This window comes from Candidatus Neomicrothrix sp. (genome assembly GCF_035329545.1).
Classification (GTDB): domain Bacteria; phylum Actinomycetota; class Acidimicrobiia; order Acidimicrobiales; family Microtrichaceae; genus Microthrix; species Microthrix subdominans.
In genome coordinates this window covers 66,871-92,163 of the sequence record NZ_DAOLGP010000012.1, presented here as the reverse complement: position 1 = coordinate 92,163, position 25,293 = coordinate 66,871, and the positions used below count along the sequence as shown (strand labels likewise).

Below are 25,293 nucleotides of genomic sequence, written 5' to 3'. Positions count from 1 at the left end.
AGGTGGTCGACGCGCCTCAGCCACACGAAGTTGTTGATCCGACGTGAACCTCGGTCGGCTGTCCCTTACACTGTTCAAGAGCGAGATCGTGGCGGGATCCATGATGCGACGACGGGACCGGTTTCCAAAAGGGCCGGTCCCGTCGTCGCGTCCGGTGACCCACCGGGCGCAGATCGACGGGCCCAACCCGTCCGCCGGGCCACCGTTACGCTGCGGGGCATGACCCATCAGCCACTTTCCCATGAGGTCAACCCACGCGACGTGTTGGCGCTGGATGGGCTTCTCAACGACGACGAGGTGTTGTTGCGCGACACCGTGCGACGCTTCGTCGGCGACCAGATCCTGCCCGACGTCGCCGACTGGTACGAACGAGGCACCTTCCCCAAGGAGATGGCCACCGAGTTCGGCAAGCTGGGCCTGCTCGGCATGCACCTCGAGGGCTACGGCTGCGCCGGCACCAGCGCCACCGCCTACGGCCTGGCCTGCCTGGAGCTGGAGGCGGGCGACTCGGGCGCCCGCAGCTTCGTGTCGGTGCAGGGCAGCCTGGCGATGTTCCCGATCTGGGCCTTCGGTTCGGAGGAACAGAAGCAGCGGTGGCTGCCGGCGATGGCCGCCGGCGAGGCGATCGGCTGCTTCGGGCTGACCGAGCCAGACTCCGGTTCGGACCCCAGCTCGATGCGCACGTTCGCCCGCCAGGAGCCCGGCGGCGGCTGGATCCTGAACGGCGCAAAGATGTGGATCACCAACGGCTCGGTGGCCGACGTCGCCGTCGTGTGGGCGGGCACCGACGACGGCGTGCGGGGCTTTGTCGTCCCCACCGATACGCCGGGCTTCTCCGCCCCGGAGATCCACAAAAAGCTGTCGCTGCGGGCGTCGATCACGTCCGAGTTGGTCATGGACAACGTGCGCCTCCCGGCCGACGCCGTGCTCCCCGGCGTCCGGGGCATGAAGGGGCCGCTGTCGTGTCTCAACGAGGCCCGCTTCGGCATCCTCTTCGGCGCCTGCGGCGCCGCCCGGGCCTGCTACGAGGCGGCGCTCGACTACGCGAACGAGCGGGTGCAATTCGACAAGCCGATCTCGTCGTTTCAGCTGACGCAGCGCAAGCTGGTCGAGATGATGGTGGCGGTGCAGCGCGGCACGCTGGTGGCCATTCACCTTGGCCGCCTGAAGGACGCCGGCACGTTGGCGACACCGCACGTCAGCTTCGGCAAGATGGACAACGTGGCCATGGCACGGGAAGTGGCCGGCACCGCCCGAAGCGTTCTCGGCGCCAACGGCATCACGTTGGAGTACCCGGTGATGCGCCACATGAACAACCTCGAGTCGGTGTACACCTACGAGGGCACCAACGAGATCCACACGCTGATCCTCGGTCAGGCGATCACCGGCCAGGCGGCCTTCTCGTGACCGCACCCACCACCGCCGGACCTCCCCAGCCCGGCCACCCGACGCCTGGTCACCCAACCGCGAGCATCACCTCGGCCGACGGCCTCGAGCTGGCGCTGTGGCACCTCGGCGGCGACGGACCGCCACTGCTGTTGGCCCACGCAACCGGTTTCGCCGGCGGGATCTGGCAGCCGGTGGCCGCCCACCTGACCGACCGGGCCTCGTGCTGGGCGGTCGACTTCCGTGGCCACGGCCACTCCCCCGCCAAGCCGGACGACATGGTGTGGACCCGGGTTGCCGAGGACGCCATCGCCGCCGCCGAGTACATCGTCGAGGCCACCGGCGTACCGCTCGGCGCAGCCGGCCACTCGATGGGCGGGGCCGCCGTGTTGGCCGCAACCGCCCGACGGCCGGAGCTCTTCACGTCGATTTGGGCGTACGAGCCGATCATCTTCCCGCCGATCGAGGAGTTTGGCCTGCCAGAAGGGACCGACCTCCCCGACCCCGAGGACAACCCGCTGGCGGTCGGCGCTCTGCGCCGCCGATCGACCTTCGACGACCGGGTGACCGCCCGCACCAACTTCTCCACCAAGGCGCCGCTCAACGTGTTCTCCGCCGCCGCGATGGAGGCGTACCTCACCTGGGGGTTCGGCCCGGCCGATGCCGGCTCGGAGGCGCCCGATGGGGCGATCTCGCTGCGCTGTGCACCCGAGGTGGAGTCCCGCACCTACGTCGAAGGATCAAGGCACTCGTTCTGGAACGAGGTGCCCTCAATCGACCGCCCGGTCACCGTGGCGCTGGGGCGGGTCGAGGCCTTCACCCCGTCCGGCTTCGCCGGCCACATCGCCGACCACATCCCCGGCGCCGTGCTCGAACCGCACCCCGACCTGGGTCACTTCGGCCCCATGCAGGTACCCGACGCCATCGCCGCCGTCATCGCCGCCGCCACGTTGCCGAGTTGATGGCCACGCCGCAGAGATCGGCGACCAACCGGCGGGTGCGGTCGGCCCGCGACGCGGGTCGACCTGCGAGCGGATTGCTCGCAGGTCGACCCGCTTCGTCGGGGAAAGCTGTGGTTGTTACGCCGTGAACTGGTCCGGGAACTGGGCGATCACCCCGGCGCTGAGCATGTCGGCCATCTCCAGCATGTGTGCCTCGGCAACGCCGTAGTTGGCGATGGCCTGGGCGTAGTCCCCCTGGAGCATGTTGGTGGCATAGACCAGTGTCTGATCGATGTGCATGGTCATCATCGCCTCCATGTCCGCCTTGTCCCAGTTGGCCGGGTTGGCGTCGGCCAGGAAGTCGCCGATCGCTGTGGCGTTGGCGTACTCAGCCGTCACGGCCTGGTTCAGGGCGTCCGAGTCACCGGCCTTGGCGGCGCTCAACACGGCCACGGCTCCCGTGATGTGCTCCTGGAGCAGGGTTGTGAGCTGGTCGGCAGCGGCATCACCGTAGAAGGGCCTCACGGCGTCGGCGATGTCCACCTGGTTTTGCAGGAGCCGGTCGGCGGTGGCCGGGAACCCGGGTGAGTCGACGGCAAAGGCGGCCACGGCGGCGTACGTCCACTCCATGTGCTGCATCCACAGGGTCTGCATGCCCTGGTACAGGGCGTTCTCCGAAGCGTTCCGGGTTCCGGGCGGCAGGGGTGCGGGGTCGGTTGTGGTCACGGTGGTCGAAGTTGGATCGGTCGGCGTCGGGGCGCTGCCCTGGCCGGTTTGGCAACCGACGAGCAGGCTCGCCGAGAAGACGGCGGCGGCGCCGAGGGCGACGAGCCGACGTGGCGTTTGGCGATGTGAGTCGTGCTGGCGGTTGGAGCGATGGATGTTCATGAGTGGAGGTCCTTTTTTCTCGTTGGGCGCCGGAACGAGTTCCGGTCGCAGACCAGTCGCTGCCCACTGCCAATGTGCGGTTCGAACATCGGGTGGGTTCGGTTGGTCACAACAAGTAGGTGTGCCGCCCCGACAGGTTCTTACCGCGCTGCGCCGACTTTTTTGCGGGGCCGCACCACACCCCCGCAGCCACCCATTCGCCATTGCGAGTCGATGGCCGTTCAGTGATACTGGTGGGACGGACCCAACTTGGAGCAAGGACCGAGTGCCTGTGCCTGAACGCATTGCCAGCCAACTCCTCGACTCGCCTGCACCAACCGTGCCAGTGCCCGACGGTTCCAATCAGGTGTGGCCCGAGTTGTTGCTCGCCACCGGACCCGCCTACGACGAGGCAGTACGGAGGCTCCACGAGTTGATGACCAAGGCGGCCCATCACCAGGTGGCCTACATGTCGCCGGACCTCCCGGTCATCGGAGGCGTCCGGGTGGACGAGATCGTCAAGCAGGCGGCGGACGAGGCGACCGTCGCGGCCCTCGGCAAGCTCGCTTCTTTCGAGGGGCGGAGCCGGTTCACGACGTGGGCCTACAAGTTCGGCATCCTGTATGCCTCCAACGAAGTGCGTCGCAACATGTGGCGCCATCGCGAGGTCAACCTCGACAACCTGCCCGAGTTTGCCGGTGCATTCACCTCCCCCGAACAACACGTCGAGCACCTCGAGTTCGCCCGAGCCGTGGAGACCGCCATCGAGACGGTTCTCACCCCGCACCAACGCAAAGTGGCCGTCGCCCTGCTGGTCGAGGGGGTCCCTATCGACGTCCTTGCCGAACGGATGGGCACCAACCGAAATGCTCTCTACAAAACCGTCTTCGAAGCCCGGGCCCGTCTTCGGGCCCACCTCACCGCAGCGGGCTACTTCGGCGGGCCGATCGCAGCGCAGGTGAACTCATGACCTACAGACCTCTCCCCCACCTCAGTGACGAACAGGCCCAGCGCTTCGTGGTGGACGCCCGGCCGTGGATGTCATGCGACGACTGTTTTGAGCACCTCGATGAGTACCTCGACTGCTCCCCGACAACCGACTTCGACTGGATGCCGGCCATGACGGCGCACCTGACCGGCTGCCAGGTCTGTCGAGAAGAGGTGGAATCAATGCGCCTTCTGCTCGCCCAGGACAACTGACGTTCGGCTCGTCGGCGGCAGTTTGCCAGATTTTTCGATCGGCAGACCTAGTTCAGGTCAGGGCCGGACGGAGAACTACTCGGCATCGTCGTCATACTCCATGGCAAGGGCGGGGTTGCCGCCCGGGTCCTCGAACGCGATGAGGGTTCCCACCTTCGAGATCGTGAACTTCTCCATCAAGATTCTGCCTCCGGCCGCCAGCACCCGTTCGCGGACCGCCTCCACGTCGTCGACGCCGAAGGTGCACTCAAACCCGCGGGTCGGTTCATCGTCGAGAAGCTGACGGCGCTGCTGAATCGCCCCAATTGGGGCCGAGCCGGAAGCGTCCAGGATCTGCACGAATCCTGGGGGCCCATAGTCCTGGAACTGCCAGCCGAAGACCGCTCTGTAGAACGCCTGGGTGGCATCGACATCATCGGCGTTGATCGCGAAGTGGGTCAGTTTCGGGTTCATGCGCGCAATCGTCGCGCAACGACCCGCTTGCCGACTTCCTACACTTCGACCAATGATGTCGGATTCTCGCCACATACCACCTCGGGTGCGCAGCTACTCGATCACCCATCCACCCGGACGCGTCGCGCTTCCGACGCAACCCGGTTGGGACTATCTCGTCTTTGCCCACCTCGGGCTCTTCACCGCCATCACCGAGGCCCAAGCCTGGACCATCCCGACCCACACGGCCCTGTGTGTCCCCGATGGGACCCATGTGCGGATCGAGACAGCACGGCGAACTGCAATCAGGTGCCTCTACGTCGACGAACGACTCGATGCTCTTGGCGAGGATGTGCGGGTCGTCAACCTGACCACGCTGACGCGCGAACTCCTTGGTCATGCCATTTCGATGGCTCCCATGAACCTTGAAGTCCCAGCGGACCGCGCAACGATCACTCTGCTGGCCGATCGGCTGGCGAGCACCGTTAACGCGCCGCTTCACCTACCGCTCCCAGTCGACGCGGTAGCCCGTGCCGTCGCATCATCGATCATGGCAGACCCGGCGGTGGGTCTGGACGATTTGCTTCGAGCTGTCGGTGCCAGTCGGAGAACGATCGAGAGGCGCTTCAAGTCAGAGACACGCATGAGCCTTGGCCAGTGGCGTCGACGGGCCCGCGTACTCGCTGCCGTGGCTCTGCTCTCCCAAGGCGACAGCGTGACGCGAGTCGCCGTCACCGTCGGCTATTCCTCCCCCAGTTCCTTCGTCGCAGCGTTTCGATCCGAGCTTGGCTCAGCACCCCGACAATTCATGCAGACCTAGACATCGCCGAGCGGTGACGGGGGTCGCCAACTGCTTCACGACTCCAGCCAGGTTGCCTGGGAGGGGGTGGGTCTCAGTCGGCCGGGAGCGGGGGTGACCGATCCCCAACCTCCTGATCCGTAGTCAGGTCCGCCTCCGACTTCGATTCGACGCTCGTCCGGAATGAAGCCCTGCCACCACGGCGCCAATGAGGCGTCACTCTCCCTCGGGCCTTGCGCGCCCGCTTAGCTGCTCTGACGTCTTGGGAGATCGTGCGCCACATGTGATCCGGTCCGAGGATCTCGTGAACGCCCGAAGCCTCAAGCACATTCCGGGGCCCGTGGATGACCCTGACGAGATGGACGTCGATCCCGTGTCGATTCAGGTGCCTGATCAACTCCGCCAGTGCGTCGGCACTGGTGGTGTCGAGCTGGTTGGTGGGTTTCAGTCAGTGCTCGCGACGGTGCCGATCCGTCGGCGAATCCCGCAGGTCGGTCTCGCTGGTCGAGTCTCGTTCGGCTAGGTCAGGACCGGTTCGAGGTCCGACTGGCGCTGTCGATCTGCTCGCGAATCGCCCAGTGGGCTGCCAGGGGGATTGCCAGGACCGAGGCAATCGTCATCGTAAGGGAAGGTCGCGAACGGCGAGCCGAGTCGGGCTCAACGAGACGATGGCGCCCCGATCGAGGTCGGGGCGATCTGGTCGAGGTTGGCGACCAACAACTGAACGTGCTCCTCGACTACCAGTTCCGCGACGTGACGGAGGTGAACGACCGAGGGACTCGTCGTCCGCCGCATCGCGAGCAACGCGCCGAAGTCGCTGTCGGCGGTCACCACGACCAGACCTTGCTCTGCAGCCCGGTCGAAGATCTCATCGTCGGTCGCTGTCACACGACCCAGGTCAGCCACGTGGACTGCATCGAAGCCGGCAGCGCTCAGAGAATCGGCGATCCTCGGTGACAGGTTGGCGTCGAGCAGCAGCCTCATGCCGGCCGAGCGACCCGCACCTCGCGCTCGCTCACCGCAGCGGCTGCGTACTTGAGCGCAGCGAGCACGTCATCGCGCTCCAAGTAGGGGTAGTCGGCCAAGACGTCGTCGATCGTCCTGCCTGCAGCGAGCTGACCAAGCACCATGCTCGCCGTGACCCGCGTATCGCGGATGGTCGGCAATCCACCCATACGGGCTGGGTCCACGACGATGCGCTCGAAGGCCATGATCCGAGTCTACGACGAGACTCCGGGCGGCAGCTGAGAGTCCGGGTACGTACTGCGCAACGGAGAGCAGCACCGTATCGCCGAGTACATCACAGTCCGGCCTCACCATCCGGCATCCAACGGCAGACCGCAAACCCCCAACCTCCTGATCCATAGTCAGACGCGCCAAGCAGGAGCCAAGATGCTCGCAGGAACGAAGCGCACTCGGCTGAGATTTCGAAAACCAGCCAGCAGCCCCGGGCGCGCAGGAGACTTACATTCACGTTTCGAGCATGTTACCGTCTTGGTTATGGAACGGGATCGGCTCGAGGAAGCACTTGCAACACTTGGTGAACTATTGGCTGAGCGCGATCAGGCTGTAGGTGTGCTGGTTGTTGGGGGCAGCAGCTTGCTGTTGCTCGGCTTCATTGAGCGGCCCACCGCCGACGTTGACGTGGTCGGCCTGGTTGCGCCGGCTGGCTACCGCCAAGCGACCCGGCTTCCAGAGTTTCTTTCCGAAGCAGCGACTGAGGTCGGTGCAGCCCTCGGCCTAGGAAGCCAGTGGCTGAATACGGGTCCAGCCGGTCTACTGGACTTCGGATTGCCAAGAGGCCTCGAGGAGCGCGTCACCATTCGCGAATTCGGCGCGCTGCAAGTACACCTGCCAGCTCGGGAGGATCTGATCTGCTTCAAGTTGTACGCGCTGGTGGACCAAGGTCAGCGCAGCAAACACATGACCGATCTTTTGGCACTAAATCCGACCTCCGACGAGTTGATCGAGGCTGCGCGCTGGACTCGGACCCACGATCCGTCAGTGGGGTTCCTCGGGGAGTTGCGGGGTGCTCTGGCGCATCTGGGAGTGGAGGTCAGCAATGTCGATCTCTAGTTCAGAACGTCTCGACCCACCGGCCGACTTCGCCTCGCTGGCAGCGGCGCTCGCCTGGGGTGCGTGGGTTGAACTTGGCGTGTCTGGGTGGGCGGCGTCCCATCGAGAGTGGGCGATCGACCCCGAGCCGCTCGTCGTCTTCACCGCCGGCATGACCACCCAGGATTCACGCCTCGTCGATGAAGCAACCGACTGGTGCATACGCAACTGGCGTCACCTCTCCAAGACTCGGCTCAGAAACCTGGTGCGGGACGAACCGCAACAGGTCCGAGACGAGTTCGGTGTCTTCGCCGCAACGGTCGGCGACCACGCCGGGATCGTTTGGCCAGACTCAACCAAGCCCCGCCGCTACTCGCCGACGGGGCGGTCGACCGAGCCCCAGCTCGACCGAAGCTCGATGGTGTGGCTCCGCCTTCGCGCCACATTCGGTCTTGGGGCAAGGGCTGAGATTTTGCGCTACTTCCTCACGCGAGGGCCCGCGCCGGCCAGCGCAGCAATGATTGCGAGCTTCGCGAACTACACGAAACGTAACGTCGCAGCGGAATGCGAAGCGCTCGCTCAGGCGGGCTTATTGCGGGTGAGCGTGGTCGGGAACCGACACGACTACTCGCTGGTCAAGCGGAGTGAGGTCGAGGCGCTCTTGGGCGGTATTCCCGACGTCCTCCCGAATTGGACGGCGATATTCCACGTGGCTCGGGTGCTCTCGGAACTGGAAAGCCAAGCCGCAGGTTCGACCGATCGCACCCTGGCCGTGAAGACTCGTAAAGCCCTCGACGAGATAGGACCTGACCTCGACCAACTCGAGGTCGGACGGCCGCCGTCGACCGTGACTGGCAGCGCCCTCTGGCCTGCTGCCCAAGCCGTCGGAACCGCGACATTGCGACGTTGGTCGACCGGCCAGGATTCAGTGTCCTCGGCAGGACTCGAACCCACAACCTCCTGATCCGTAGTCAGATGCAGGTTGGGCCAGACAAATCCAGCCGCTAGAAATGTCGGGTCTGAGCCCTCCACCGTTCCATGCAGTCCGCTGCTAGCCGTCGAATCCAGTCCGGTTCGTTTGGCATGCGTTTGACATCAGCCGAAGGCCACACTCGCGAGCATCCACACGTACCGACGCGAAGAAGGAAACCAGCGGCCTAGTCTTTCAGCTCCGACAGCTCCGACAGCTCCGACAGCTCCGACAGCTCCGACAGCTCCGATGTGGCGGGAACGCAGCAACGACCTAGCAGTCCAGAAGCTCAGAACCCCCAACCGGCAAAAAGGGACTACTCAAAGTGACCGAACGCAAATACACGATGGCCGTCCTAGGCCGAACACTCGAACACCTGGGCGTACAGATGTACAAGCAGCGTCCGGCTGCACTAGCTGAGCTCGTGGCAAATGCTTGGGATGCTGATGCTACACGTGTCTGGATCGAGGTTCCGGAAGGCCCCGTGGCAACAACGTCCCAGATCACTATCACCGACAACGGGTCAGGAATGACTCCAGATGAGGTGGCAGATCTTTACCTTGTGATTGGGCGCAATCGACGAGAAATCGAAACAACTGGACCAACCGATGAAGATCCTGCTTCCGGTCATCTGACCCCCTCCCCGGTTACCCAAGACGTCGAGACCCTTCAGCCATTGACGAACCCAGCAGTACTCACATCCGCCAAACGGAAGGTCATGGGGCGAAAAGGGATAGGAAAGTTGGCGGGCTTCGGAATCGCGAAGGTGGTCGTACTAGAAACCTGGTCGGAGACCGAACTAACGACTATCACTCTCGACGTAGGCAGCCTCACTCTAAGTGCAGGCGACCTCAAGCACATTGAAATACCTGGCAGGGTCACGCCGACGCCTTCAGACGTTCCGTGCCCGACGGGTACGAGGTTGATTTTAAAGAGCCTCAAACACCAAACGGAAATCGACGCAGACGCCTTGAATCGCCCTGGGTTTCTTGGAGGCTCCTGACCTTGGAAACGAGGATGAGCCCATGCCCACGAGAGAGCCATCGAAGAAGGCGACAGCACGCCGGTATAGCCCTGAGGAAAAGGAGCGGGCGGTCCGCCTGGTCCGAACGCTGCGCGAGGAGCTGGGTGAGGACCGCGGGTGCGCGAAGCGGATCGCTGACCAGTTGGGCTACGGGGTCGAGTCGGTCCGGGCGTGGGTCCGCCAGGCCGACATCGACGACGGCCATGTCGGAGGGTTGACCACCGACGAATCGGAGCGACTCAAGGCCCTTGAACAGGAGAACCGTGAACTGCGCCGGGCCAACTCGATTCTGAGGTCCGCGTCGGCTTTCTTCGCGGCGGAGCTCGACCGCCCACAGCGTTGATCGTCGAGTTCATCGACGCCAACAGGGCCGACCACGGGGTCGAGCCGATCTGCGATGTTCTGCAGTTCGCCCCGTCGACCTACTACGCCTTCAAGACCCGGCCGCCATCAGCACGGGCGCTCTCGGACGCGTTGATGAAAGTTGTTCTGTTGCGGTTGTTCGTGGACAACCTGAGCGTCTACGGCGCCCGCAAGCTGTGGATGGCAGCCCATCGTGCCGGCCATGACATCGGCCGCGACCAGGTGGCCCGGCTGATGGGCGACCTGAACATTCAGGGTGTCAGAAGGCGACGTCACGTGCGCACAACCCGCCCGGTCGAGGGTGCGCCACGCGCCCCCGACCTGGTCGACCGTGACTTCACCGCGATCGCCCCCGATCGTTTGTGGGTGACCGACCTGACCCACGTGCAGACGTGGGCGGGAACGGCGTACGTCAGCTTCATCACCGACGTGTTCTCCCGGTTCATTGTGGGCTGGCGGGTCGCCGCGAACATGGCCACACCAATGGTGCTGGAAACCTTGGAGATGGCAAGGACACTGCGGGGTGGCCGTCGTTTCGTCGGGCTGGTCTGCCACTCCGATGCCGGGTCGCAATACACGTCGATCCGTTACACCGAACGCCTCGTCGAGCTGGGGGCGGCACCGTCGATCGGCACGGTCGCGGATTCCTACGACAACGCCCTCGCTGAAACAGTGAATGGTCTTTACAAGGCCGAGCTGATCTGGCGAAGAGGGCCATGGAAGACCGTCGAGGCGGTCGAGTTGGCGACGATGGAATGGGTGTCGTGGTTTAACAACCAGCGGCTTCACTCGGCGCTGGGCTATGTCCCGCCGGTCGAGTTCGAAGCAGCGTGGGCCGAGACCCAAACGGCAAGCGGGCTGGCCGTCGTGCAGTCGGTCGGCTGACCACCGAAAGTTGACCCGAACCCACCTCATCCACTTTGGTTGATGGGGTGGTTTCGCAGGTCACACCGTTGGATCAGCTTGGCAACGCCGTCGCCGGCTTACGCGAAGCAGAGGCTGCGCGTGACCGTGCGGTCGTCGCAGCGGTCACCGACGGGGCAACGTGGGCCGACATCGCCAACGTGCTCGGCGTGAGCACCTCAGCAGCCCACAAACGCTTCCGATGGGTGCGCGTCGACCCCGACACCGGTGTGGTGTGGCGAGAACCGCCGCTGCCCACCTGAACGCCGGCAACGCTCAACGCAGATGGCCGGTGAGCCCCGGTTTGCACGCGGACGCCGATCGGCAATGATGGTCCCCGAGCAGCAGTCCTGGCTGCTTTGAAAACCAAACCTTTGAGTCTCCACCAAACCCAGGGCGGTCCACCTTGCGCCAGTCGCTCGGTCGCCGGTTTAGCGACACCGTCCGGGGCCACATGAAGATCACCGTGAACGATGAGATGGTCCTTCGGCCGACGGTCGATTCGGACTTGCGATTTCCGGAAGATGGAAGCTTCGAAATTGCCGTTGTGGACGCCGATGCTGCGATTTTGTATCAGTACGAGTTCTCCAAAACCGTGCTGCCCCGTGAAATGCAGGGTTTCGTTGTCCTCGTCCATGGGAAGACGGCCCAGGCACCACCCTTCTTCTTTAACGTCGAAGGCACGGCTAGTGGGCAACATGGACTGAAGTATATATCCGGAACCATTGAGGCCGACTTCCTCGACGAGGGCACAGATTCGGAATCTGATGTCATCTCTACCGACCGTCAGGAGATCGACTGGTCCGCTCCAGCGACGCAGTCGCTAAGATTGTGGGGTGAATCCCTAACGCGAAAGGCATTGATTCAGTATCGAGATTTTCGGAAAGCCGAAGCGGGCGAGCGGCTCAAAGGAAACACGCGCGTTGCGGACGAGTTGAAGAAACTTGACGCCGCATCACGAAAACGAGCGGAAAAACTCATCGGCATCGTAGGCCTCACCAACGCCGACAATGAGCGTGAGGAAGAACTCGCCCTTGGCCTGATAGCCGCGTTCCAATACCAGCAGTTTTACGATGTAATCGATGAGATCGAAAATATCGACGCAGATTCATCCCCTACGGAGCTAGAGGCCCTTTTGTCGAGCCTAGCGAGCTGGGACGGCCTCGAAGCTCGCAGCCTGCTTGTCATAGTTAAGGGTCGAATACAAGTGATCGAGAAGTTTCACAGCATGATCGTCTCCCGAACGCCCGAGACAGCCCCAACTATAGGCGAAGACAATATGCACGACCTGGTCGCTAGGTTTCCTTGGATTCTTGACCCTGAATGGCAGGTCTATAAAGAGGAACAGACACTTCGGAAGGTAGTGGAAGAACTGAATGGTCAGATTGATGGCGGTGCTGACTGGCGGAAGCGGTTTGATTTCCTGGCCCTGGGAAGTGATGGAGGACAAATTTTGGTAGAAATCAAGCGGGGTGGCAAAGCGCTGACCCTGGACGAGATCTACAATATCGATCTCTATCACGACCGCCTAAGCGAGGCATTCAGCGAAATAGTTCCTACGCTTCTTGTTTGTGATGCAAGCCAGACTGAAGCTGTCCAGAGGAAACTCATCGAACGGGAAAACTGGTTGACAGCGACAAGCTGGTCTGAAATTTACGAACGATGCATGAGGCATTACGGACATTACCGGTCGCTGTTGGAGCACGACTATGAAGACGCGAGTTTTCACCATAAGGCACAGGAAGCTAAAAACGTGCGGGACGTATTCAACGCCGGCTCAGCCTATCGAGGTGAGAGTTTACGGCGGGAGGCAGGGATCGGAGCAAGCGACGTTCAATACGACATCTCAGAATGAGGGGCGAATTTGGATCCTCGCTGCCGACAACAAGCCTTTTTCGCGTGGGTCCGAGTTCGTTAGGTTTCGCTAAAGGTTCGCGCTGTGACGCCCTACTCTTTTGGGGTTGACCCAGGGAAATGTCTCCGCGGAGGTTTCTAGCGGGTAGTTTCGGCGGCTGTGCGATCTGCTTGCTCGAATTCCGTCGACAAGAACCACTCTCGGGGGAAACCACAGCTCAGCCGCAGCTAGGCAGTGAGAGCCAGAAGCCATGAATTAGGGACGGGAGTCAGTGATTCCCCCAAGACGAGAGACATCATACGGTGAGATGTTCCACCAACTCGTCTAAACCAAACAATCGATTTTGTCCTATCACCTCTTCAAGAAGATTGTTCTGTTCGGAATTTCCCACCTCGAGCACGGCATGGGCAAGTGCGGGTAGGCAGACGTGGTAGACGGCGTCGACCTCGCCGGTTCCGCGACAGATGGCGGCAAGCCGGCTTGGTAGGGGCTCGCTCGTCACGGTGACAATGTGGGGCTGTCTGCCACGCCGGTGCCGGATCATACTGACGCCCTCATGACGAATATTCTGCACTCGGTCCGAGCGAATAGAAAACTTGCAGGAGACCGCTGCATGGAGAACGGGCGGTAGGTCGCCTTCTCCGTGTTCGAAGCTGACCGTGACGTCAGGCGAGATCATGTAATCGAGGCCGAGTTCCACGCGGAGGGTGGGTTCGTTCTTCACGAGTGCGTCCAGTCGGGCCAGATGCGCGTACTGGCGGTAGGCACTGATACGTCCACCCCGGCTGACGTTCCATGGTCGGGAGTTGTCGGCCGCGGGGAGCGCGTCGGCGAGAAGTTCTGCGACGCCTCGTTCGAGAGCCGCCCCGGCCGGTTGGCCGCCACTCGCCTGGTGGTCAACATCGAGCAGTTCCAGGATTCGGCCCGCTATGGCAACCGACTGGGGGCTGGCACCGTCGGCGGTGTTTGGTTTCGCTCCTACGTACCCAAGGAGATCCAAGACGAAAGGTGCAACCACGAACGGAACTCTAGAGGTTTGCCTCGTCAGTGATCGTGACTGGCGAACGCGTGCTCGTATACGTAGTCGGCCAGCGCCTTCCCAAGGAGCGGTGGCACGGCGTTGCCGATCTGACGTGCAATCTCGATCTTTGTTCCCTCGAACAGGTAGGAGTCGGGAAAGCTTTGGAGGCGGGCCGCCTCTCGGTGGGAGATGACACGGTTCGCAGTGGGGTGGAGGTAGCGGCCTTTTTCGGGTTTGAAGAACTCGGTGCGGATGGTTGGCGACGGTTGGTCCCAGTGCATGCGCCCCATCACATCGGTCGTCCCCGTGGGCTTGTTCATCCAGCAGTTCGGTGTGATGTCGGGCCGATTCGCCATCAGGTCAAAGCGGTTCCCACCGGGCGGGATGGCCTTGTACCGCTCCAGGGATGTGGGTCGGGGCCGACGACCGAAGTGCAAGTGCTGATCATCGCCATCGATGTACGGGTCGATACCCCTGGTCCGGCTCGAGAGCTCACCGAAGGCGTCCTTGACGGTGACGTAGGGGCGACCGCTCTCGGAGTTTGGCCCGTGGGTCGGCTCGGGCGGCCAAGGGAGCTCGCCCTCGAAGTCCCGGACTGCAACGAGGATGCCCCTGCGTCTGCGTTGCGGGACCCCGTAGTCGGCGCTGTTGAGGACGCCCATAGCTGGCGTATAGCGCTTCAGTTCGGTGTCGTTCTCGAGCAGATCGAGGAGTTCGACGAACTGCGCCGACTTCTGAAACTCGGGCACGTTCTCGATAACGAACGCCTTGGGCCGGAGGGTTCTGACAGCGTCGAGGTAGTGCTTCCAGAGTCCGTTGAGTTCGGCGCGGGATTCGTCGTCCCGATCGCGACCGAGCGGGCTGAAGCCCTGGCATGGTGGACCACCGATGATCAGGTCGACCTCGTCCGGATACGCAGGACCGTCCTCGATGTCGCCGGCGTAAACCTCACACCCGAAGTTCCGCTCGAAGGTCTTGGCCGCGGCCCGCTCGTGTTCGACGGCGAACACAGGCGTGTAACCGAGGTCGGAGAGGTGGAACCCCAGAGAAAGCCCTCCCGCACCTGCGAAGAGGTCAAGTGTTCTGATGTCGGGTTGATCGGGGTCCTCTGAGCCGTCCACGCGCCGGCCCGCCAACTCTCTCCCGCTGAGCATCGTCATCTGCCAGTACCTCCCGGAACGTTGCATGGCTCTCCCCGCATCTGAGCGAACGTGTAAGGAACACGCGTTCGACAGTACGGGTGGGGTGTGACAACGAAAATGGGTATCGGCCTTGGCTTGAGGTTCGGTCCACCAGAGTAGATCCCGGAGGCCTGCCAGACCGACCTTTTCGCTGGAGCCAGGCGGATTGGCCCGCTCTCGCCCCTCAGCCGGTCTATGGGATGCGGCCGCGCACGGCCTGTTCGACCGCATCTGCGACCGCTTCGACGTCTTCGTGTTCCCAGAAACGAAGGACATCCCAGCCGTGGGCCCGCAATTGTTGGTTGGTGTCGAGGTCTCGTGCGATCGTGTTCTCGAGCTTGAGGGCCCAGAAGACGCTGTTGGTACTCGGGCGGGTCGCATGGATGGGACAGCTGTGCCAGTAACAACCGTCGACGAACACCGCGACGCGCTCCTGACGAAAGACCAGGTCAGCACGTCGGTTCAGTTCCGGCAGCGGCCGGGTGTCCACCCGGTACCGCATGCCCCGTGCCCACACCGCCCGGCGAACCGCCATCTCCGGCGAGGTGTCTCGACCCCGGTTCGACCGCATCGACCGCTGCACGCCTTCGGACGAGGCCCACGAGCCGGAACTCACGGCGCTGGATCCCTCAAGCGACCCAGAGGTTGAGACGACGCGTAGCCCCACGAATCCAACCGCACGCTTACCCGGACTTCTACCTGTGCTTCGACCATGCCTCGATCTCCGCTCTCAGCCAGAGCTTGCAGCGTCCTTGACCCATGTCGATGACAGGTCGGGGCATGTCTGGATAGCGGCGCTGGTAGAGCGACACGGTGTTGCTGTGAGACAGCCCGAGTATCGAAGCGATCGCGTTCGCATCGATCACATCGTCGGCGTCGATCATCCTGGACATGCTCGAAGCCTATAACCCTTGACAACCTCCCGCAGGGAGATTAGTCTAAGGATCTAAACAACAGGTGGTCCCGGCGCTGCGTCAACAGCCCGGGACCCGGCCAAGACCTACATGGAGGTCTCGACATGGCACAGATTATCCATCCCCTCGGTTTCCAGGACCTGGAAGACCGGCTGACCGTCACGGTCGAGGAGGCAGCATCGCTGCTGAGCCTCGGCCGCACCGCCGCCTATGAGGCGGCCCGTCGAGGAGAAATCCCGACACGGCGCCTCGGACGCCGCCTGATCGTTCCCGTCCCTGCACTCCTCGCCTGGCTTGGTGCCGGCGAGACCAAGTGAACGGCGGAACGACGTGAAAGGACACATCCACAAGCGAGTCCACTCCACCGCCGACGGCCGGACCACCACCACTTGGTATGTCGTCGTCGACGCCGGAAGGAAAGCCGACGGCAAACGCCGCCAAAAGTGGCACGGCGGGTTCCGTACCCGCAAGGAGGCCGAGGCCGCCCAGGCCAAGATCGTCAACGACATAAACCGGGGCACCTACGTCGAGCCCACCGCCATCACGTTGGCCGAATGGGTGTGCGATCCCTGGCTGATCGTGGTTAAGTCACGGCTGAAGGCAACCACGTGGGACAGCTACCGCCGCACCCTCGACCTTCACGTCCTGCCGGTGTTCGGTGCGATCAAGTTGTCGGATATCACCGCTGCTGCGTTGGATCGGCACTACGCCGACCTCCTCGACCACGGTCGCCTCAACGGGGACGGCGGTGCGCTGAGTGTAAGAAGCGTCCGCTATGTCCACGCGGTCGTCCGGAAGGTGCTGGCCGACGCCGTCGACGCAGGGCTGCTCGCCGTTAACCCGGCCAGCCGGGCGAAGCCACCCAAGGCACATCGGTCTGCCGCTCCCACGATGAGCTACTGGGACCCGGCAGAGCTGGGAGCGTTCCTCGACCATGTGAGCGGCAGCGAGTTGGAGATCGCCTGGCATCTGCTGGCGATGACCGGCATGCGCCGAGGCGAGGTGCTGGGACTTCGCTGGCGGGACGTCGACCTCGCGGCGTCTCGTCTGGCCGTGCGCCACACACTCGTGCTGGTGGGCAACGCGATCCGGGAAGAAACCCCGAAGTCCCACCAGGCCCGAGTCGTCGACCTCGACTCCGGAACGGTGCAGAAGCTGCTCGCTCATCAAGCTCGGCAGGAAGGCGACCGACAGGAAGCCGGAGGGCGATATCTCAACCGTGATTTTGTCGTGGCCGCAGATGACGGAAGCCCCATCCACCCTGATCGACTCTCGAAGCTGTTCCAGCAGGCCGTGAAGGAGTCGGGCGGACCGCGAATTCGTTTGCACGACCTGAGACATACGCACGCCACGATCGCCCTCCGGGCCGCCGTGCCGGTCAAGGTCATCAGCGAACGACTCGGCCACGAAAGCCCAGGCTTCACCCTGAGCCAATACGCCCACGTCATGCCAGGCATGCAAGCAGAAGCCGCAGAACTGGTTCGGGTGATGGTTTCGGCAGAAGGCCACGACCCTGTTCAAGCTGGTACCAGCTGAGCCATCAGGTCCCAACACTCACCGAGACCCAGAGCACGAGCTGGAGGGAACCGCCCAACGTCAGCAGGAACACAGCATCACGAACGAGTGTCAGTCTCGTTGCCACGGTGTTTTCGCCGGTCGCCGCCTGGCCGACATAACCCTTGGCAACAGCCCGAAGAATCGGGCGTTCAGACTGCGAAACAAGTGTTGGAAGAACTCGTCCGAACCTTGCCCGGACAGACAGGATGGCGGCACTGCCGAGCCCGGCGAGCAACGAACTAGCGCAACCGGTGACCCAGAGCACGATGAGCCCCAGTCGGGTGCTCAACGGGCTGAAGTCGACCAGACGTGTCAGCTGGGTGCCATACAAAGCGACGAGGGCAAACGCGAGCGGCATAAGGATCTGGGAGGTCGTTCGAACCTGGTCGAATCGAGCTGATTGATCGGCAAGCGTGAAATGGCACTCGTCGATAAGGAGCTTGAGTTCCTCGTCATCCCAATCCTCGAGATCACCGGCCCTTGCCATCTCCTTAGACATCGCAATGTGTTCCCGCACTGTCGACCCAGGCCTGAAGAGCGCGGTAACGTGACTGAGGTACACCTTTGCCTCAATAAATCGCTCAGGCGAGCTGACCGCACTCACCTCGCTCACCTCATTCGCTCCCCGTCGTCAACCAGAGGGCAAGCGCGGCGGTGACGGGGTCGCATACCTCCGGGGGAAGGAAGAGCCACTGCCCTGCGGGGTTTCCGTCAATAAACCACGCTTCCCCTTCGAGGTCGACGATCCAGTCCTGGCTCGTAAATCCGAGTCCTAACGCCCTGCTTAGATTGAGTGCCTTTCGTTCCACGGCTGGCTCCTGTACCGGGAGCCAAGACTCGTGGGCCCTTAGATCAAGCCTCCAGTCGACAGGAACACCCTCTGCATCCAGTGCGGCCGACCAAGCTTGGTCACCGACTGTTACGACTCGAAGGTGCCTCGTCGCCTCGACTAATCTCTGGATCAGAAACGGCGCCTCCACTAGCCCATACAAACGCTGATCGGACCGATCGATGACGTTGCTGTGGACGGCGAATGTATCGGACTCAGTCCGATATTCGCCCGTGCCAAGCGGCTTGACAACGAATTGATCGCCGAGGCTCGCCGAGATCGATTCGGGACTCGATACGACCTCGAACTGAGGGACCGGCACGTCTACGCAGGCTGCCGCTCGATACTGGATGAGCTTGTTTTCAGCTCGCATGAGGGTCCAGTAGTCCGTGAGCCAGTCGATGGGAGCGCTGGAGAGTGCCACCAAAAGCGCGAGCCGAGATGCGGCCTCGGCAGCTTTTTGGGAACCGATCGTAAGTCCGCTATGGGATTCAGGCGGGGCAAGGCGCCGCAACCAGCCGGCTCCGCCGATCTGACGTTCATTCATCCGCAGTTTGAGGCTCGGCCCTCGAAGCTCCCAGCTTGAAGTTCCCAAACTTTCAGCGTCGATGAGAACGGGACGGGTCCCAGATTCTTGGCAGACCTCAATGACTGCTTGGACGTGCAGGTCGGCCTCGGAGCCGACGATTAGTGACGAACCCGTCATATATCCGAGCCGCTGATCGACTGGAACTCCCCAACTCGATCAGGGTCGATCTCTTCCAAGGTTGCCGTTAGCACTGTGCCTGGGCTGGGCTTCGGATCAGCTTCCAGCATGTCGAGCATGAGCGCTGCGACATCGTTGTCCGCGGTTTCGACCTTTCGCGTGATCGTGGTGCCGGGAACGTCGCAGGGTTTCGCGTCCGTTAGTTCAAGAACCGCTGCCACGTGATCATTGTCTACTGTTTCGATGGTCTTGGTAATCGCTGTTCCAGGGCCCGTCTTGGCCTCTACACGAGTTCCGAGGGTTTCATACAGGCTGGCCATCGGGTTCCTTCGTTCTCGCTTGGGCGAGCGCAAGACTAGGCGATTGGCCACGTCGTTGCTGGCGCATCTTGTTCGTCGAGTGTGATCCGACGCGCTGGCCCGTCAGACGTTGGGACGCAATGGCAATGTCCGCGAAGATTGGAGCATCCGGCCAGATAGTCAAAATGATTGAGAGGTTGACATATGTTCTCGGCTCAAGCGCAAGCATCTACGGCGTCAGGGGGGCTTCGGCGTGGGACTTCTTGGTGATGATGCCCTAGCTGGCCATGAGCCAGATCGGCTCGGACGTACTGGCTTTGCTGATCGCTTTGTCGAACTCGTCAACAGTGTCGCGTCGCAGACTCCATCGGCTGTCCTTGGGTTGATCGGCCCCTGGGGGTCAGGCAAGACGTCGGTCTTGAATCTCGTGCGGTCTGGATTGGGGGACGACGAGACTTGGTCCGTAGTGGATTTCAACCCCTGGATGGTGTCGGACGTGGACGGACTCACCCGAGAGTTCTTGGCCACCGTCGAGGCCGCCTTGCCAGCCCAGAGTTCAACGCGCGCGAAGCTGTCGAACTACGCCAGCCGGATAGCCCCGTATACCTCGATCGCGAGCATCCTCGGTCTGGATCCGTCCAAGGCATTCGACGCGGCCGCTGAGCACCTTGCGGGGGACACGTCGCTTGAAGCCGAGCGTCGGAGCCTTGAGAAGTCTCTTGAGGAGACCGGGCAGCGGATCCTGGTCCTGATTGACGACGTCGACCGTCTGCAAGGGGACGAGCTGGCGACGCTCCTAAAACTTGTTCGGCTGGTCGGTCGGCTGCCCCGCGTCTTCTATGTGCTCGCGTACGACGAGACGACGCTTCTCGATGTTCTTGGATCGACCGACGTAGCCCGGGACAGTCCAGCTCGGGCTCTGGCGTACCTCGACAAGATCGTCCAGCTTCGCCTCGACTTGCCCCCGGTTCCGCAGGTCCTCCTGGATGGTTTGGTCGACGAGCTGCTGGAACACGTACTTGACGGGAACTGCCTGACGTTGGGCTGGCCAGACACCGATCGCCTTGGGATGGCCTACCAGGAGCACCTCCGTGAGCTTCTTACGGAGCCCCGACATGTCAAGCGGTTCTTTGCTCAAGTTGAGGCCCTCTACCCGCTCGTTGGAGAAGAAGTCGACTTTGTCGACTTTGTTCTCGTTACGTTCGTTCGAACCTTTTACCCGGAGGTGTACCGGCTCCTCCGAGCCAGCGCAGCGGAGCTCACCGGAACGGACTTTCTGACCGGAGACAAGTCGACGGTGGACGAGCGCATCGATCAGTGGCAGGAGCGCTTAACCTCCAAAGAGGTTGGCCTCACCGCTGGAAGCGCGAACAATGTTCTGGGAATACTTGCTCGTATGTTCCCTCGGCTCAGCCGCTTCGGTGGTGCGCTGCAGAAAGCCGCCGCTAAGAGCATCAGCTCCCCCGAGTATTTCGGCCGTTACCTGTATCTATCGATCCCTCCAGACGACGTCACGGACGCCGAGGTTCGAGCAGCGCTTGACCAGGTCAGCCGCGGATCGCCCGGTCAGTCCGCCGCCAGCCTTCTGGGCAAATTGGAGGTTGCAGGCGATGTCATCGTCGACAAGCTCTGCCGCTACTCGCCCACCAGTCGCTCGGATGCGCGCTCAGTATTACCATTCGCTGTCACAGTAATGGCGCAGGTTCCTGACCATGGGGTCTTCCGCAGAAATCAAGCCGGGGCGTCGATTTGGGTCAGCAGCTTGATGGAGGCGGCCGACCTGTCCGACCCGATCGTTCTCCTAAACGAGATGCTGCAAGTCGTTGATCTTCGGGAGATCACGCATTCCTTTCAGCGGGTTCAGAAGAACTTGGCTGGGTGCGGTAACCAGCTCTCGCCCGAGCAGGCTGCCTTCGCAGCGTTGCTCGCTGAGCGGACCAAGCAAGAACTCTGCAAACAGGCGACTCGTCCTCCAAGTGAGGCGGACGGATCGCTCGGGCTGATGCTCGACTGGTCTGAATTCACCAGCGACTCCGTGGTTCGGAGATGGGTTCGCGAACAGCTGAAGGAGGGCGACCCGTGGACAGCGAGCGAGTTTGTGGGATTGTTCCTGAACATCAACATCTCTGGAACTACTCGCTCGGCTGGAGATATGGAGCTCCAGCTTCTAGATCGCTTCGCTGGGATCGAGTTCCTCCTGGAGATGTTCTCGCCAGCCCGCGACGCTTCGATCATCTGGACTGAGCACGCGGCGCCCACCTGGGAAGAGCGGCTGCGGCGCGCACACGATGCACTCGCCCGCTACGTCGCGCAGCGCTCGACGACTCCGTCGGAAGACGATCTGCCTGGAGCGTGATCCCGCGAAGAGCAGCGTGCAGCAGTGGCACTCGGGTTTTGCTGGCTTGGACGCCGCCTGTCGTGGGCCCATCGATTGCGGCTTCTGCGGTTTGACACTCGTTTTACATCGGTAGGTCAGAGGAGGCCCGAGCTCGCCAACGCTCAGTGTGCTGGGAGGGACTCGAACCCCCAACCTCCTGATCCGTAGTCAGATGCTCACGGATTGGCGGGCGCCTCGGCTTCCTTCCTCGCCTTACGGGCGCGTTTCGCTGCTCTGACGCCTTGGGAGATCGTGCGCCACATGTGACCCGGTCCGAGGATCTCGTGGACGCCCGAAGCCTCGAGCACATTGCGGGTCCCGTGGATGACCCTGACGAGATGGACGTCGATCCCGTGTCGATGCAGGTGTCTGATCAACTCCGCCAGTGCGTCGGCACTGGTGGTGTCGAGCTGGTTGGTGGCCTCCAAGTTGATGATGACGGCATCGGTGCCGGGCTCGGACTCGATCTCCGTGGTGATCAGGTCAACAGCGGCGGCCGCGTTCACCCAGAACACCGGCTTGGTAAGCCGGAGCACAAGGATGCCGCTCACGGTGCGGTTCTTGGGATTGCGGTCGACCGACCCCCACGCCGCCTTCTCCTCGCGCACCTTGCCCAGCACATCGACTTCGATCCGGCTCGAGCGATAGATCAGGCCCAGGATCGATTGAGCGATTGCCGCCAGAAGCCCGTACAGGGTGCCCAGGGCCAGCACGCCGACGAGCGCCGCCATGGATCCCACAAAGTCGTTTCGGCGGATGCGTTTGTAGCGGCGGATCGAGTTGAGGTCCATGAGCGGCCACACCGCATGAACGACCACGGCCGCTAGGACCACCCGGGGCAAAGCGCCCAATGATGGGGCGAAGAACAACACCACGACGATGACGAAGCCCATGGTCGCCAGGCTGGTCAGCGGGCTGCGGCCTCCGCTGTTATCGGCCGCAGCGGTCTTCGACAGGCTCCCGCCCACACCGATCCCGCCGGATAATCCTGCGGCGACGTTGGCCGCCCCGGTGCCAATGAACTCGCGGTTGGCATCGATGTGATAGCCGTTCTGGGCAGCGAACAGTCTGGAAGCGCTCAAGGTTTCGGCCAGGCCCACCATCGCCAGGGCAGCGGCGCTGGTGAGCAGACCACCCATCTCGGCAGCGGACAAGTCGGGCACGGCAAGGCCGGGCAGGCCGCCTGGCACCTTGCCGATTTCCGCGATACCCGCGGCCGGGAAGTCGACGAACCGGGCGATCACCAGCCCACCGATGACCACCATCAGCCCCCAAGGCACCACCTTGTTGATGCGAGGTCCCAGGAACAGCACAGCGAGAGCCACCGCGCCGACCGCCGCATTTCGGAGTTGGATTTCGTCCAGGTGCCCGGCGATGCCACTGACCCTGTCAATGACGTTGCCAGAGCCGCGTGGCAACCCCAGCAACGTGGGGATCTCGCCCAGCACGACCAGGATCGACAAGCCGAACACGAAACCCGTCACGATCGGCTTGGAGAGAAAATCGGCCACCCAACCGAGCCGGAGCAGCCCCGCGACGATCAGGATGAGCCCCGAAACGACCGCCAACGCCGCGACCAGCGCCAGCGCCTCCTCGGGGGATTTTGCCCCGTGCGATGCGACGATCGACCCGGTCAGCACCGAGACGGTGGAGACCGGCCCCACGATTAGCTGCGGGGAGGATCCGACGAAGGCGTACACGCCCAACGCCAACGGCAGTGCGTAAAGACCGGCCTGGACCGGCGCGCCGGCAAGCGCGGCGTAACCGAGGGACTGCGGCACCATCAGAGCGGTCACGACGAGCGCCGCAATGAGGTCTCCGCGCAGCGTCGAGCGATTGAACCGTCGCCGTAAGGCCGCGACAACAGGAGCTGTGGCAGCGAGGCGTGGCCCGCCAGGTTCTCGCGTGGCTTCGGTCATCCCACAACGAACCTATCGGCGTCCGAGGCGGCTCGGACGCTCTTCGCTGTCACCACCCTCTCGTACCATGGACGCCATGGCCTTCGATCTGCCCACCACCCTCAGCCCGTCCAAGGTCGCCACCTTCACCGACTGTGCCTTGTCGTTTCGGTTTTCCGCCGTTGAGCGGCTGCCCGAGCCGCCGTCGATCCCGGCCGAGCGCGGCACCCTGGTGCACCGCGCCCTCGAGCTGCTGTTCGTGCTCCCCCCGGGGGAACGCACCCCCGACGCGGCAGCCGCCTGCCTCGACCAGGCGGCGCTCCAGGCCTGGGACGATCCCGACGTGCAGGCGTTGGGCCTCGACGACGCCGGCCGGGCCGAGTTCCAGGCCGAGGCGGCCGAGATGACGCAGCGACTGTTTCTGCTGGAGGATCCCAGCCAGGTGAACGCGGTCGGCCTCGAGCTGCGCATGGAAACCGAGCTGGCCGGTACCCGGCTGCGGGGCATTATCGACCGCCTGGAGCTGACCGCTGACGGCGAGCTGGTCGTCACCGACTACAAGACCGGGCGCCCACCGTCGGAGCGCTACGAGCAGTCCAAACTGGGCGGCGTGCACTTCTACTCGCTGCTGTGCGAACGGGTGCTGGGCCGTCGCCCCGCCCGGGTGCAACTGCTGTTTCTGGGCAAGAACCCCCAGGTGATCGTCGCCACGCCCAGCGACCAGTCCACCCGGGGGTTGGAGCGGCGCGTCGGAGCGATCTGGTCGGCGGTTGAACGGGCCTGCGAACACGAGGACTTCCGGCCCAAGCCGGGCCCGCTGTGCAACTGGTGTGCCTTCGCCAAATACTGCCCCACCCAGGGCGGCGATCCAGCGCAGGCCGTCGTCGAGCTGGGCGTGAAGCCGCCCCGAGTCGCCTGAGGCGGCACCTCCCGGAACCACGGCCCGGCCAGCCGTCTAGCTTGATGAGCTTCGCAGGCACCCAACGGGTATCGGGTGCCGAGCCGCCCGACCTTCCGGAGCCAACGTGAGCACCCTCCCAGCTGATCCCATTCCCGAGCCCGGCCAACCGGTTGGAGTTGCCCTCGAGCCCAAGTCCAAGGGGATCATCCCGGTTCCGGCCTGGATGGACCACCTCGATGGGATGATTGACTCGGGCTGGGACCGCCTCCGCGGCCATCACCCGGTCGACCGGGCGGTGTTCGGCCTGACCGAGTCGGCCAACCACAGCCTGGTGTGGGCGGTGCTCGGCGCTGCCCAATCGCTGCCCCGACCCGATCGTTGGAAACGGGTGGGGCGCTTTGCCGCCGCAATGGGCATAGAATCGGCCCTGGTGAACGGGCCGCTGAAAGCGCTGGTGCTCCGGCCTCGCCCGGTTCCCCGATTTCAGGAGTGGACGCTGCGCACCCCGCGAACCTCATCGTTTCCCAGCGGTCACTCCAGCGCCGCGTTCTGCGCTGCGGTGCTGTTGTCCGACGACAGCGACGTGCCCACACCCGTGTGGTTTGGCCTGGCCGGGGCGGTGGCGCTCAGCCGGGTGCACGTCGGCATCCATTGGATGGTCGACACGATTGGCGGCGGGTTGATCGGATACGCACTCGGCAAGGCGGCGCTGCGCATTGTCCCGCTCGACCCTGCAGGGCAACCACCCCGGACCGCCTGAGAACACTGCGGGACGCCCGAACGTTCCCCACCCCTGCGGCCGAACCAAACCGGAC

29 protein-coding genes and 1 other annotated feature are annotated in these 25,293 nt (G+C 63.3%); of the genes, 16 read left to right on the top strand and 13 right to left on the bottom strand.

Annotated elements, in window-relative coordinates:
• Window positions 1-219: 219 nt before the first annotated feature.
• Window positions 220-1,407, top strand: coding sequence for an acyl-CoA dehydrogenase family protein (locus PKD89_RS09115; protein WP_289010807.1), 1,188 nt, complete (start codon window positions 220-222; stop codon window positions 1,405-1,407).
• The gene (locus PKD89_RS09110; protein WP_324332395.1) at window positions 1,404-2,348 is read left to right on the top strand and encodes an alpha/beta hydrolase; all 945 of its coding nucleotides are present in this window, start codon (window positions 1,404-1,406) and stop codon (window positions 2,346-2,348) included. The genes PKD89_RS09115 and PKD89_RS09110 overlap by 4 nt, the downstream gene beginning before the upstream one ends.
• Window positions 2,349-2,465: 117 nt before the next feature.
• Here the strand turns inward: PKD89_RS09110 and PKD89_RS09105 are convergent, their stop codons facing one another.
• Window positions 2,466-3,215: a hypothetical protein gene (locus PKD89_RS09105; RefSeq protein ID WP_289010805.1), complete on the bottom strand. Its 750-nt coding sequence runs from the start codon at window positions 3,213-3,215 to the stop codon at window positions 2,466-2,468.
• Between the two features lie 271 nt (window positions 3,216-3,486).
• On the opposite strand from PKD89_RS09105, the gene PKD89_RS09100 reads away from it, so the two are divergent.
• Complete coding sequence (locus PKD89_RS09100; protein WP_289010804.1) at window positions 3,487-4,164, top strand: RNA polymerase sigma factor; 678 nt, start codon at window positions 3,487-3,489, stop codon at window positions 4,162-4,164.
• Complete coding sequence (locus PKD89_RS09095; protein WP_289010803.1) at window positions 4,161-4,394, top strand: hypothetical protein; 234 nt, start codon at window positions 4,161-4,163, stop codon at window positions 4,392-4,394. Before PKD89_RS09100 ends, PKD89_RS09095 begins: the two co-directional genes overlap by 4 nt.
• Window positions 4,395-4,469: 75 nt before the next feature.
• On the opposite strand, the gene PKD89_RS09090 is transcribed toward PKD89_RS09095, so the two are convergent.
• A complete protein-coding gene (locus tag PKD89_RS09090; RefSeq protein ID WP_020378895.1) occupies window positions 4,470-4,847 on the bottom strand; it encodes a VOC family protein in 378 nt (125 codons plus the stop codon).
• A gap of 85 nt (window positions 4,848-4,932) precedes the next feature.
• On the opposite strand from PKD89_RS09090, the gene PKD89_RS09085 reads away from it, so the two are divergent.
• Window positions 4,933-5,646 carry a helix-turn-helix transcriptional regulator gene (locus PKD89_RS09085; protein ID WP_289010802.1) on the top strand — a complete coding sequence of 238 codons (714 nt, stop codon included), beginning with the start codon at window positions 4,933-4,935 and terminating at the stop codon, window positions 5,644-5,646.
• A gap of 73 nt (window positions 5,647-5,719) precedes the next feature.
• Here the strand turns inward: PKD89_RS09085 and PKD89_RS19945 are convergent, their stop codons facing one another.
• From PKD89_RS19945 to PKD89_RS09075, 3 genes are all read right to left on the bottom strand, one after another.
• Complete coding sequence (locus tag PKD89_RS19945; RefSeq protein WP_425591240.1) at window positions 5,720-6,073, bottom strand: sodium-independent anion transporter; 354 nt, start codon at window positions 6,071-6,073, stop codon at window positions 5,720-5,722.
• Between the two features lie 209 nt (window positions 6,074-6,282).
• Window positions 6,283-6,609, bottom strand: a complete 327-nt coding sequence (locus PKD89_RS09080; protein WP_287376142.1) for a DUF5615 family PIN-like protein — start codon at window positions 6,607-6,609, stop codon at window positions 6,283-6,285.
• Window positions 6,606-6,836, bottom strand: a complete 231-nt coding sequence (locus PKD89_RS09075; RefSeq protein WP_287376140.1) for a DUF433 domain-containing protein — start codon at window positions 6,834-6,836, stop codon at window positions 6,606-6,608. The genes PKD89_RS09080 and PKD89_RS09075 overlap by 4 nt, the downstream gene beginning before the upstream one ends.
• A gap of 289 nt (window positions 6,837-7,125) precedes the next feature.
• Between PKD89_RS09075 and PKD89_RS09070 the strand changes: the two genes are divergently transcribed.
• The 6 genes from PKD89_RS09070 to PKD89_RS09045 all read left to right on the top strand — a co-directional run bounded on the left by PKD89_RS09070 (window position 7,126) and on the right by PKD89_RS09045 (window position 12,795).
• Window positions 7,126-7,701 (top strand): DUF6036 family nucleotidyltransferase, encoded by a 576-nt coding sequence (locus tag PKD89_RS09070; protein WP_289010801.1) that lies wholly within the window; start codon window positions 7,126-7,128, stop codon window positions 7,699-7,701.
• Window positions 7,688-8,644 (top strand): hypothetical protein, encoded by a 957-nt coding sequence (locus PKD89_RS09065; protein ID WP_289010800.1) that lies wholly within the window; start codon window positions 7,688-7,690, stop codon window positions 8,642-8,644. The genes PKD89_RS09070 and PKD89_RS09065 overlap by 14 nt, the downstream gene beginning before the upstream one ends.
• 331 nt (window positions 8,645-8,975) lie before the next feature.
• Window positions 8,976-9,653: an ATP-binding protein gene (locus PKD89_RS09060; protein ID WP_289010799.1), complete on the top strand. Its 678-nt coding sequence runs from the start codon at window positions 8,976-8,978 to the stop codon at window positions 9,651-9,653.
• Window positions 9,654-9,675: 22 nt separating this feature from the next.
• Window positions 9,676-10,922, top strand: a protein-coding gene (locus tag PKD89_RS09055) for an IS3 family transposase (RefSeq protein WP_289010798.1) whose coding sequence is annotated in 2 segments (ribosomal slippage) — window positions 9,676-9,979 and window positions 9,979-10,922 — 1,248 coding nt in all. Because the reading frame shifts where the segments join, the coding sequence is not laid out codon by codon here.
• Window positions 9,978-10,091, top strand: a sequence feature (AL1L pseudoknot). (Overlaps the previous gene by 114 nt.)
• 47 nt (window positions 10,923-10,969) lie before the next feature.
• A complete protein-coding gene (locus tag PKD89_RS09050; RefSeq protein ID WP_289010797.1) occupies window positions 10,970-11,203 on the top strand; it encodes a hypothetical protein in 234 nt (77 codons plus the stop codon).
• Between the two features lie 191 nt (window positions 11,204-11,394).
• Complete coding sequence (locus PKD89_RS09045; RefSeq protein ID WP_289010796.1) at window positions 11,395-12,795, top strand: hypothetical protein; 1,401 nt, start codon at window positions 11,395-11,397, stop codon at window positions 12,793-12,795.
• 295 nt (window positions 12,796-13,090) lie between these two features.
• On the opposite strand, the gene PKD89_RS09040 is transcribed toward PKD89_RS09045, so the two are convergent.
• The 4 genes from PKD89_RS09040 to PKD89_RS09025 form a co-directional block, all read right to left on the bottom strand.
• Window positions 13,091-13,813 (bottom strand): NgoMIV family type II restriction endonuclease, encoded by a 723-nt coding sequence (locus PKD89_RS09040; RefSeq protein ID WP_289010795.1) that lies wholly within the window; start codon window positions 13,811-13,813, stop codon window positions 13,091-13,093.
• Between the two features lie 26 nt (window positions 13,814-13,839).
• Window positions 13,840-14,970: a DNA cytosine methyltransferase gene (locus PKD89_RS09035; protein ID WP_289010812.1), complete on the bottom strand. Its 1,131-nt coding sequence runs from the start codon at window positions 14,968-14,970 to the stop codon at window positions 13,840-13,842.
• Window positions 14,971-15,190: 220 nt separating this feature from the next.
• Window positions 15,191-15,613, bottom strand: coding sequence for a very short patch repair endonuclease (locus tag PKD89_RS09030; RefSeq protein WP_289010794.1), 423 nt, complete (start codon window positions 15,611-15,613; stop codon window positions 15,191-15,193).
• Window positions 15,614-15,692: 79 nt separating this feature from the next.
• Window positions 15,693-15,881 (bottom strand): hypothetical protein, encoded by a 189-nt coding sequence (locus PKD89_RS09025; RefSeq protein ID WP_289010793.1) that lies wholly within the window; start codon window positions 15,879-15,881, stop codon window positions 15,693-15,695.
• A 134-nt stretch (window positions 15,882-16,015) separates the two neighbouring features.
• On the opposite strand from PKD89_RS09025, the gene PKD89_RS09020 reads away from it, so the two are divergent.
• Window positions 16,016-16,228 (top strand): helix-turn-helix domain-containing protein, encoded by a 213-nt coding sequence (locus PKD89_RS09020; protein ID WP_289010792.1) that lies wholly within the window; start codon window positions 16,016-16,018, stop codon window positions 16,226-16,228.
• 13 nt (window positions 16,229-16,241) lie between these two features.
• Window positions 16,242-17,447, top strand: a complete 1,206-nt coding sequence (locus PKD89_RS09015) for a site-specific integrase (protein ID WP_289010791.1) — start codon at window positions 16,242-16,244, stop codon at window positions 17,445-17,447.
• A 4-nt stretch (window positions 17,448-17,451) separates the two neighbouring features.
• Here PKD89_RS09015 and PKD89_RS09010 read toward each other — a convergent pair whose 3' ends face one another.
• From PKD89_RS09010 to PKD89_RS09000, 3 genes are all read right to left on the bottom strand, one after another.
• Complete coding sequence (locus PKD89_RS09010; protein WP_289010790.1) at window positions 17,452-18,081, bottom strand: hypothetical protein; 630 nt, start codon at window positions 18,079-18,081, stop codon at window positions 17,452-17,454.
• A gap of 1 nt (window position 18,082) precedes the next feature.
• Window positions 18,083-18,721: an ATP-grasp domain-containing protein gene (locus tag PKD89_RS09005; RefSeq protein WP_289010789.1), complete on the bottom strand. Its 639-nt coding sequence runs from the start codon at window positions 18,719-18,721 to the stop codon at window positions 18,083-18,085.
• Between the two features lie 278 nt (window positions 18,722-18,999).
• Window positions 19,000-19,323, bottom strand: a complete 324-nt coding sequence (locus PKD89_RS09000) for a hypothetical protein (protein ID WP_289010788.1) — start codon at window positions 19,321-19,323, stop codon at window positions 19,000-19,002.
• 232 nt (window positions 19,324-19,555) lie between these two features.
• On the opposite strand from PKD89_RS09000, the gene PKD89_RS08995 reads away from it, so the two are divergent.
• Window positions 19,556-21,658: a KAP family P-loop NTPase fold protein gene (locus tag PKD89_RS08995; RefSeq protein ID WP_289010787.1), complete on the top strand. Its 2,103-nt coding sequence runs from the start codon at window positions 19,556-19,558 to the stop codon at window positions 21,656-21,658.
• A 197-nt stretch (window positions 21,659-21,855) separates the two neighbouring features.
• On the opposite strand, the gene PKD89_RS08990 is transcribed toward PKD89_RS08995, so the two are convergent.
• On the bottom strand, window positions 21,856-23,598 hold the full coding sequence (locus PKD89_RS08990; RefSeq protein ID WP_289010786.1) for a SulP family inorganic anion transporter: 1,743 nt from the start codon (window positions 23,596-23,598) through the stop codon (window positions 21,856-21,858).
• Between the two features lie 76 nt (window positions 23,599-23,674).
• Here PKD89_RS08990 and PKD89_RS08985 point away from each other — a divergent pair, with 76 nt between their 5' ends.
• Both PKD89_RS08985 and PKD89_RS08980 read left to right on the top strand, forming a co-directional pair.
• Window positions 23,675-24,496, top strand: a complete 822-nt coding sequence (locus PKD89_RS08985) for a RecB family exonuclease (RefSeq protein WP_289010785.1) — start codon at window positions 23,675-23,677, stop codon at window positions 24,494-24,496.
• Between the two features lie 106 nt (window positions 24,497-24,602).
• Entirely contained in the window at window positions 24,603-25,238 is a 636-nt protein-coding gene (locus PKD89_RS08980) for a phosphatase PAP2 family protein (protein ID WP_289010784.1), read from the top strand.
• Window positions 25,239-25,293: the final 55 nt, after the last annotated feature.

What these genes read in the sequence shown, in the direction of transcription:
- PKD89_RS09070 (WP_289010801.1), top strand. Translation starts at nt 7,126, where the DNA reads ATGGAACGGGATCGGCTCGAGGAAGCACTTGCAACACTTGGTGAACTA.
- PKD89_RS09075 (WP_287376140.1), bottom strand. Translation starts at nt 6,836, where the DNA reads ATGGCCTTCGAGCGCATCGTCGTGGACCCAGCCCGTATGGGTGGATTG.
- PKD89_RS09090 (WP_020378895.1), bottom strand. Translation starts at nt 4,847, where the DNA reads ATGAACCCGAAACTGACCCACTTCGCGATCAACGCCGATGATGTCGAT.
- PKD89_RS09000 (WP_289010788.1), bottom strand. Translation starts at nt 19,323, where the DNA reads ATGGCCAGCCTGTATGAAACCCTCGGAACTCGTGTAGAGGCCAAGACG.
- PKD89_RS09025 (WP_289010793.1), bottom strand. Translation starts at nt 15,881, where the DNA reads ATGATCGACGCCGACGATGTGATCGATGCGAACGCGATCGCTTCGATA.
- PKD89_RS09115 (WP_289010807.1), top strand. Translation starts at nt 220, where the DNA reads ATGACCCATCAGCCACTTTCCCATGAGGTCAACCCACGCGACGTGTTG.
- PKD89_RS08985 (WP_289010785.1), top strand. Translation starts at nt 23,675, where the DNA reads ATGGCCTTCGATCTGCCCACCACCCTCAGCCCGTCCAAGGTCGCCACC.
- PKD89_RS08990 (WP_289010786.1), bottom strand. Translation starts at nt 23,598, where the DNA reads ATGACCGAAGCCACGCGAGAACCTGGCGGGCCACGCCTCGCTGCCACA.
- PKD89_RS09105 (WP_289010805.1), bottom strand. Translation starts at nt 3,215, where the DNA reads ATGAACATCCATCGCTCCAACCGCCAGCACGACTCACATCGCCAAACG.
- PKD89_RS09095 (WP_289010803.1), top strand. Translation starts at nt 4,161, where the DNA reads ATGACCTACAGACCTCTCCCCCACCTCAGTGACGAACAGGCCCAGCGC.
- PKD89_RS09035 (WP_289010812.1), bottom strand. Translation starts at nt 14,970, where the DNA reads ATGCTCAGCGGGAGAGAGTTGGCGGGCCGGCGCGTGGACGGCTCAGAG.
- PKD89_RS09020 (WP_289010792.1), top strand. Translation starts at nt 16,016, where the DNA reads ATGGCACAGATTATCCATCCCCTCGGTTTCCAGGACCTGGAAGACCGG.
- PKD89_RS09080 (WP_287376142.1), bottom strand. Translation starts at nt 6,609, where the DNA reads ATGAGGCTGCTGCTCGACGCCAACCTGTCACCGAGGATCGCCGATTCT.
- PKD89_RS09045 (WP_289010796.1), top strand. Translation starts at nt 11,395, where the DNA reads ATGAAGATCACCGTGAACGATGAGATGGTCCTTCGGCCGACGGTCGAT.
- PKD89_RS09065 (WP_289010800.1), top strand. Translation starts at nt 7,688, where the DNA reads ATGTCGATCTCTAGTTCAGAACGTCTCGACCCACCGGCCGACTTCGCC.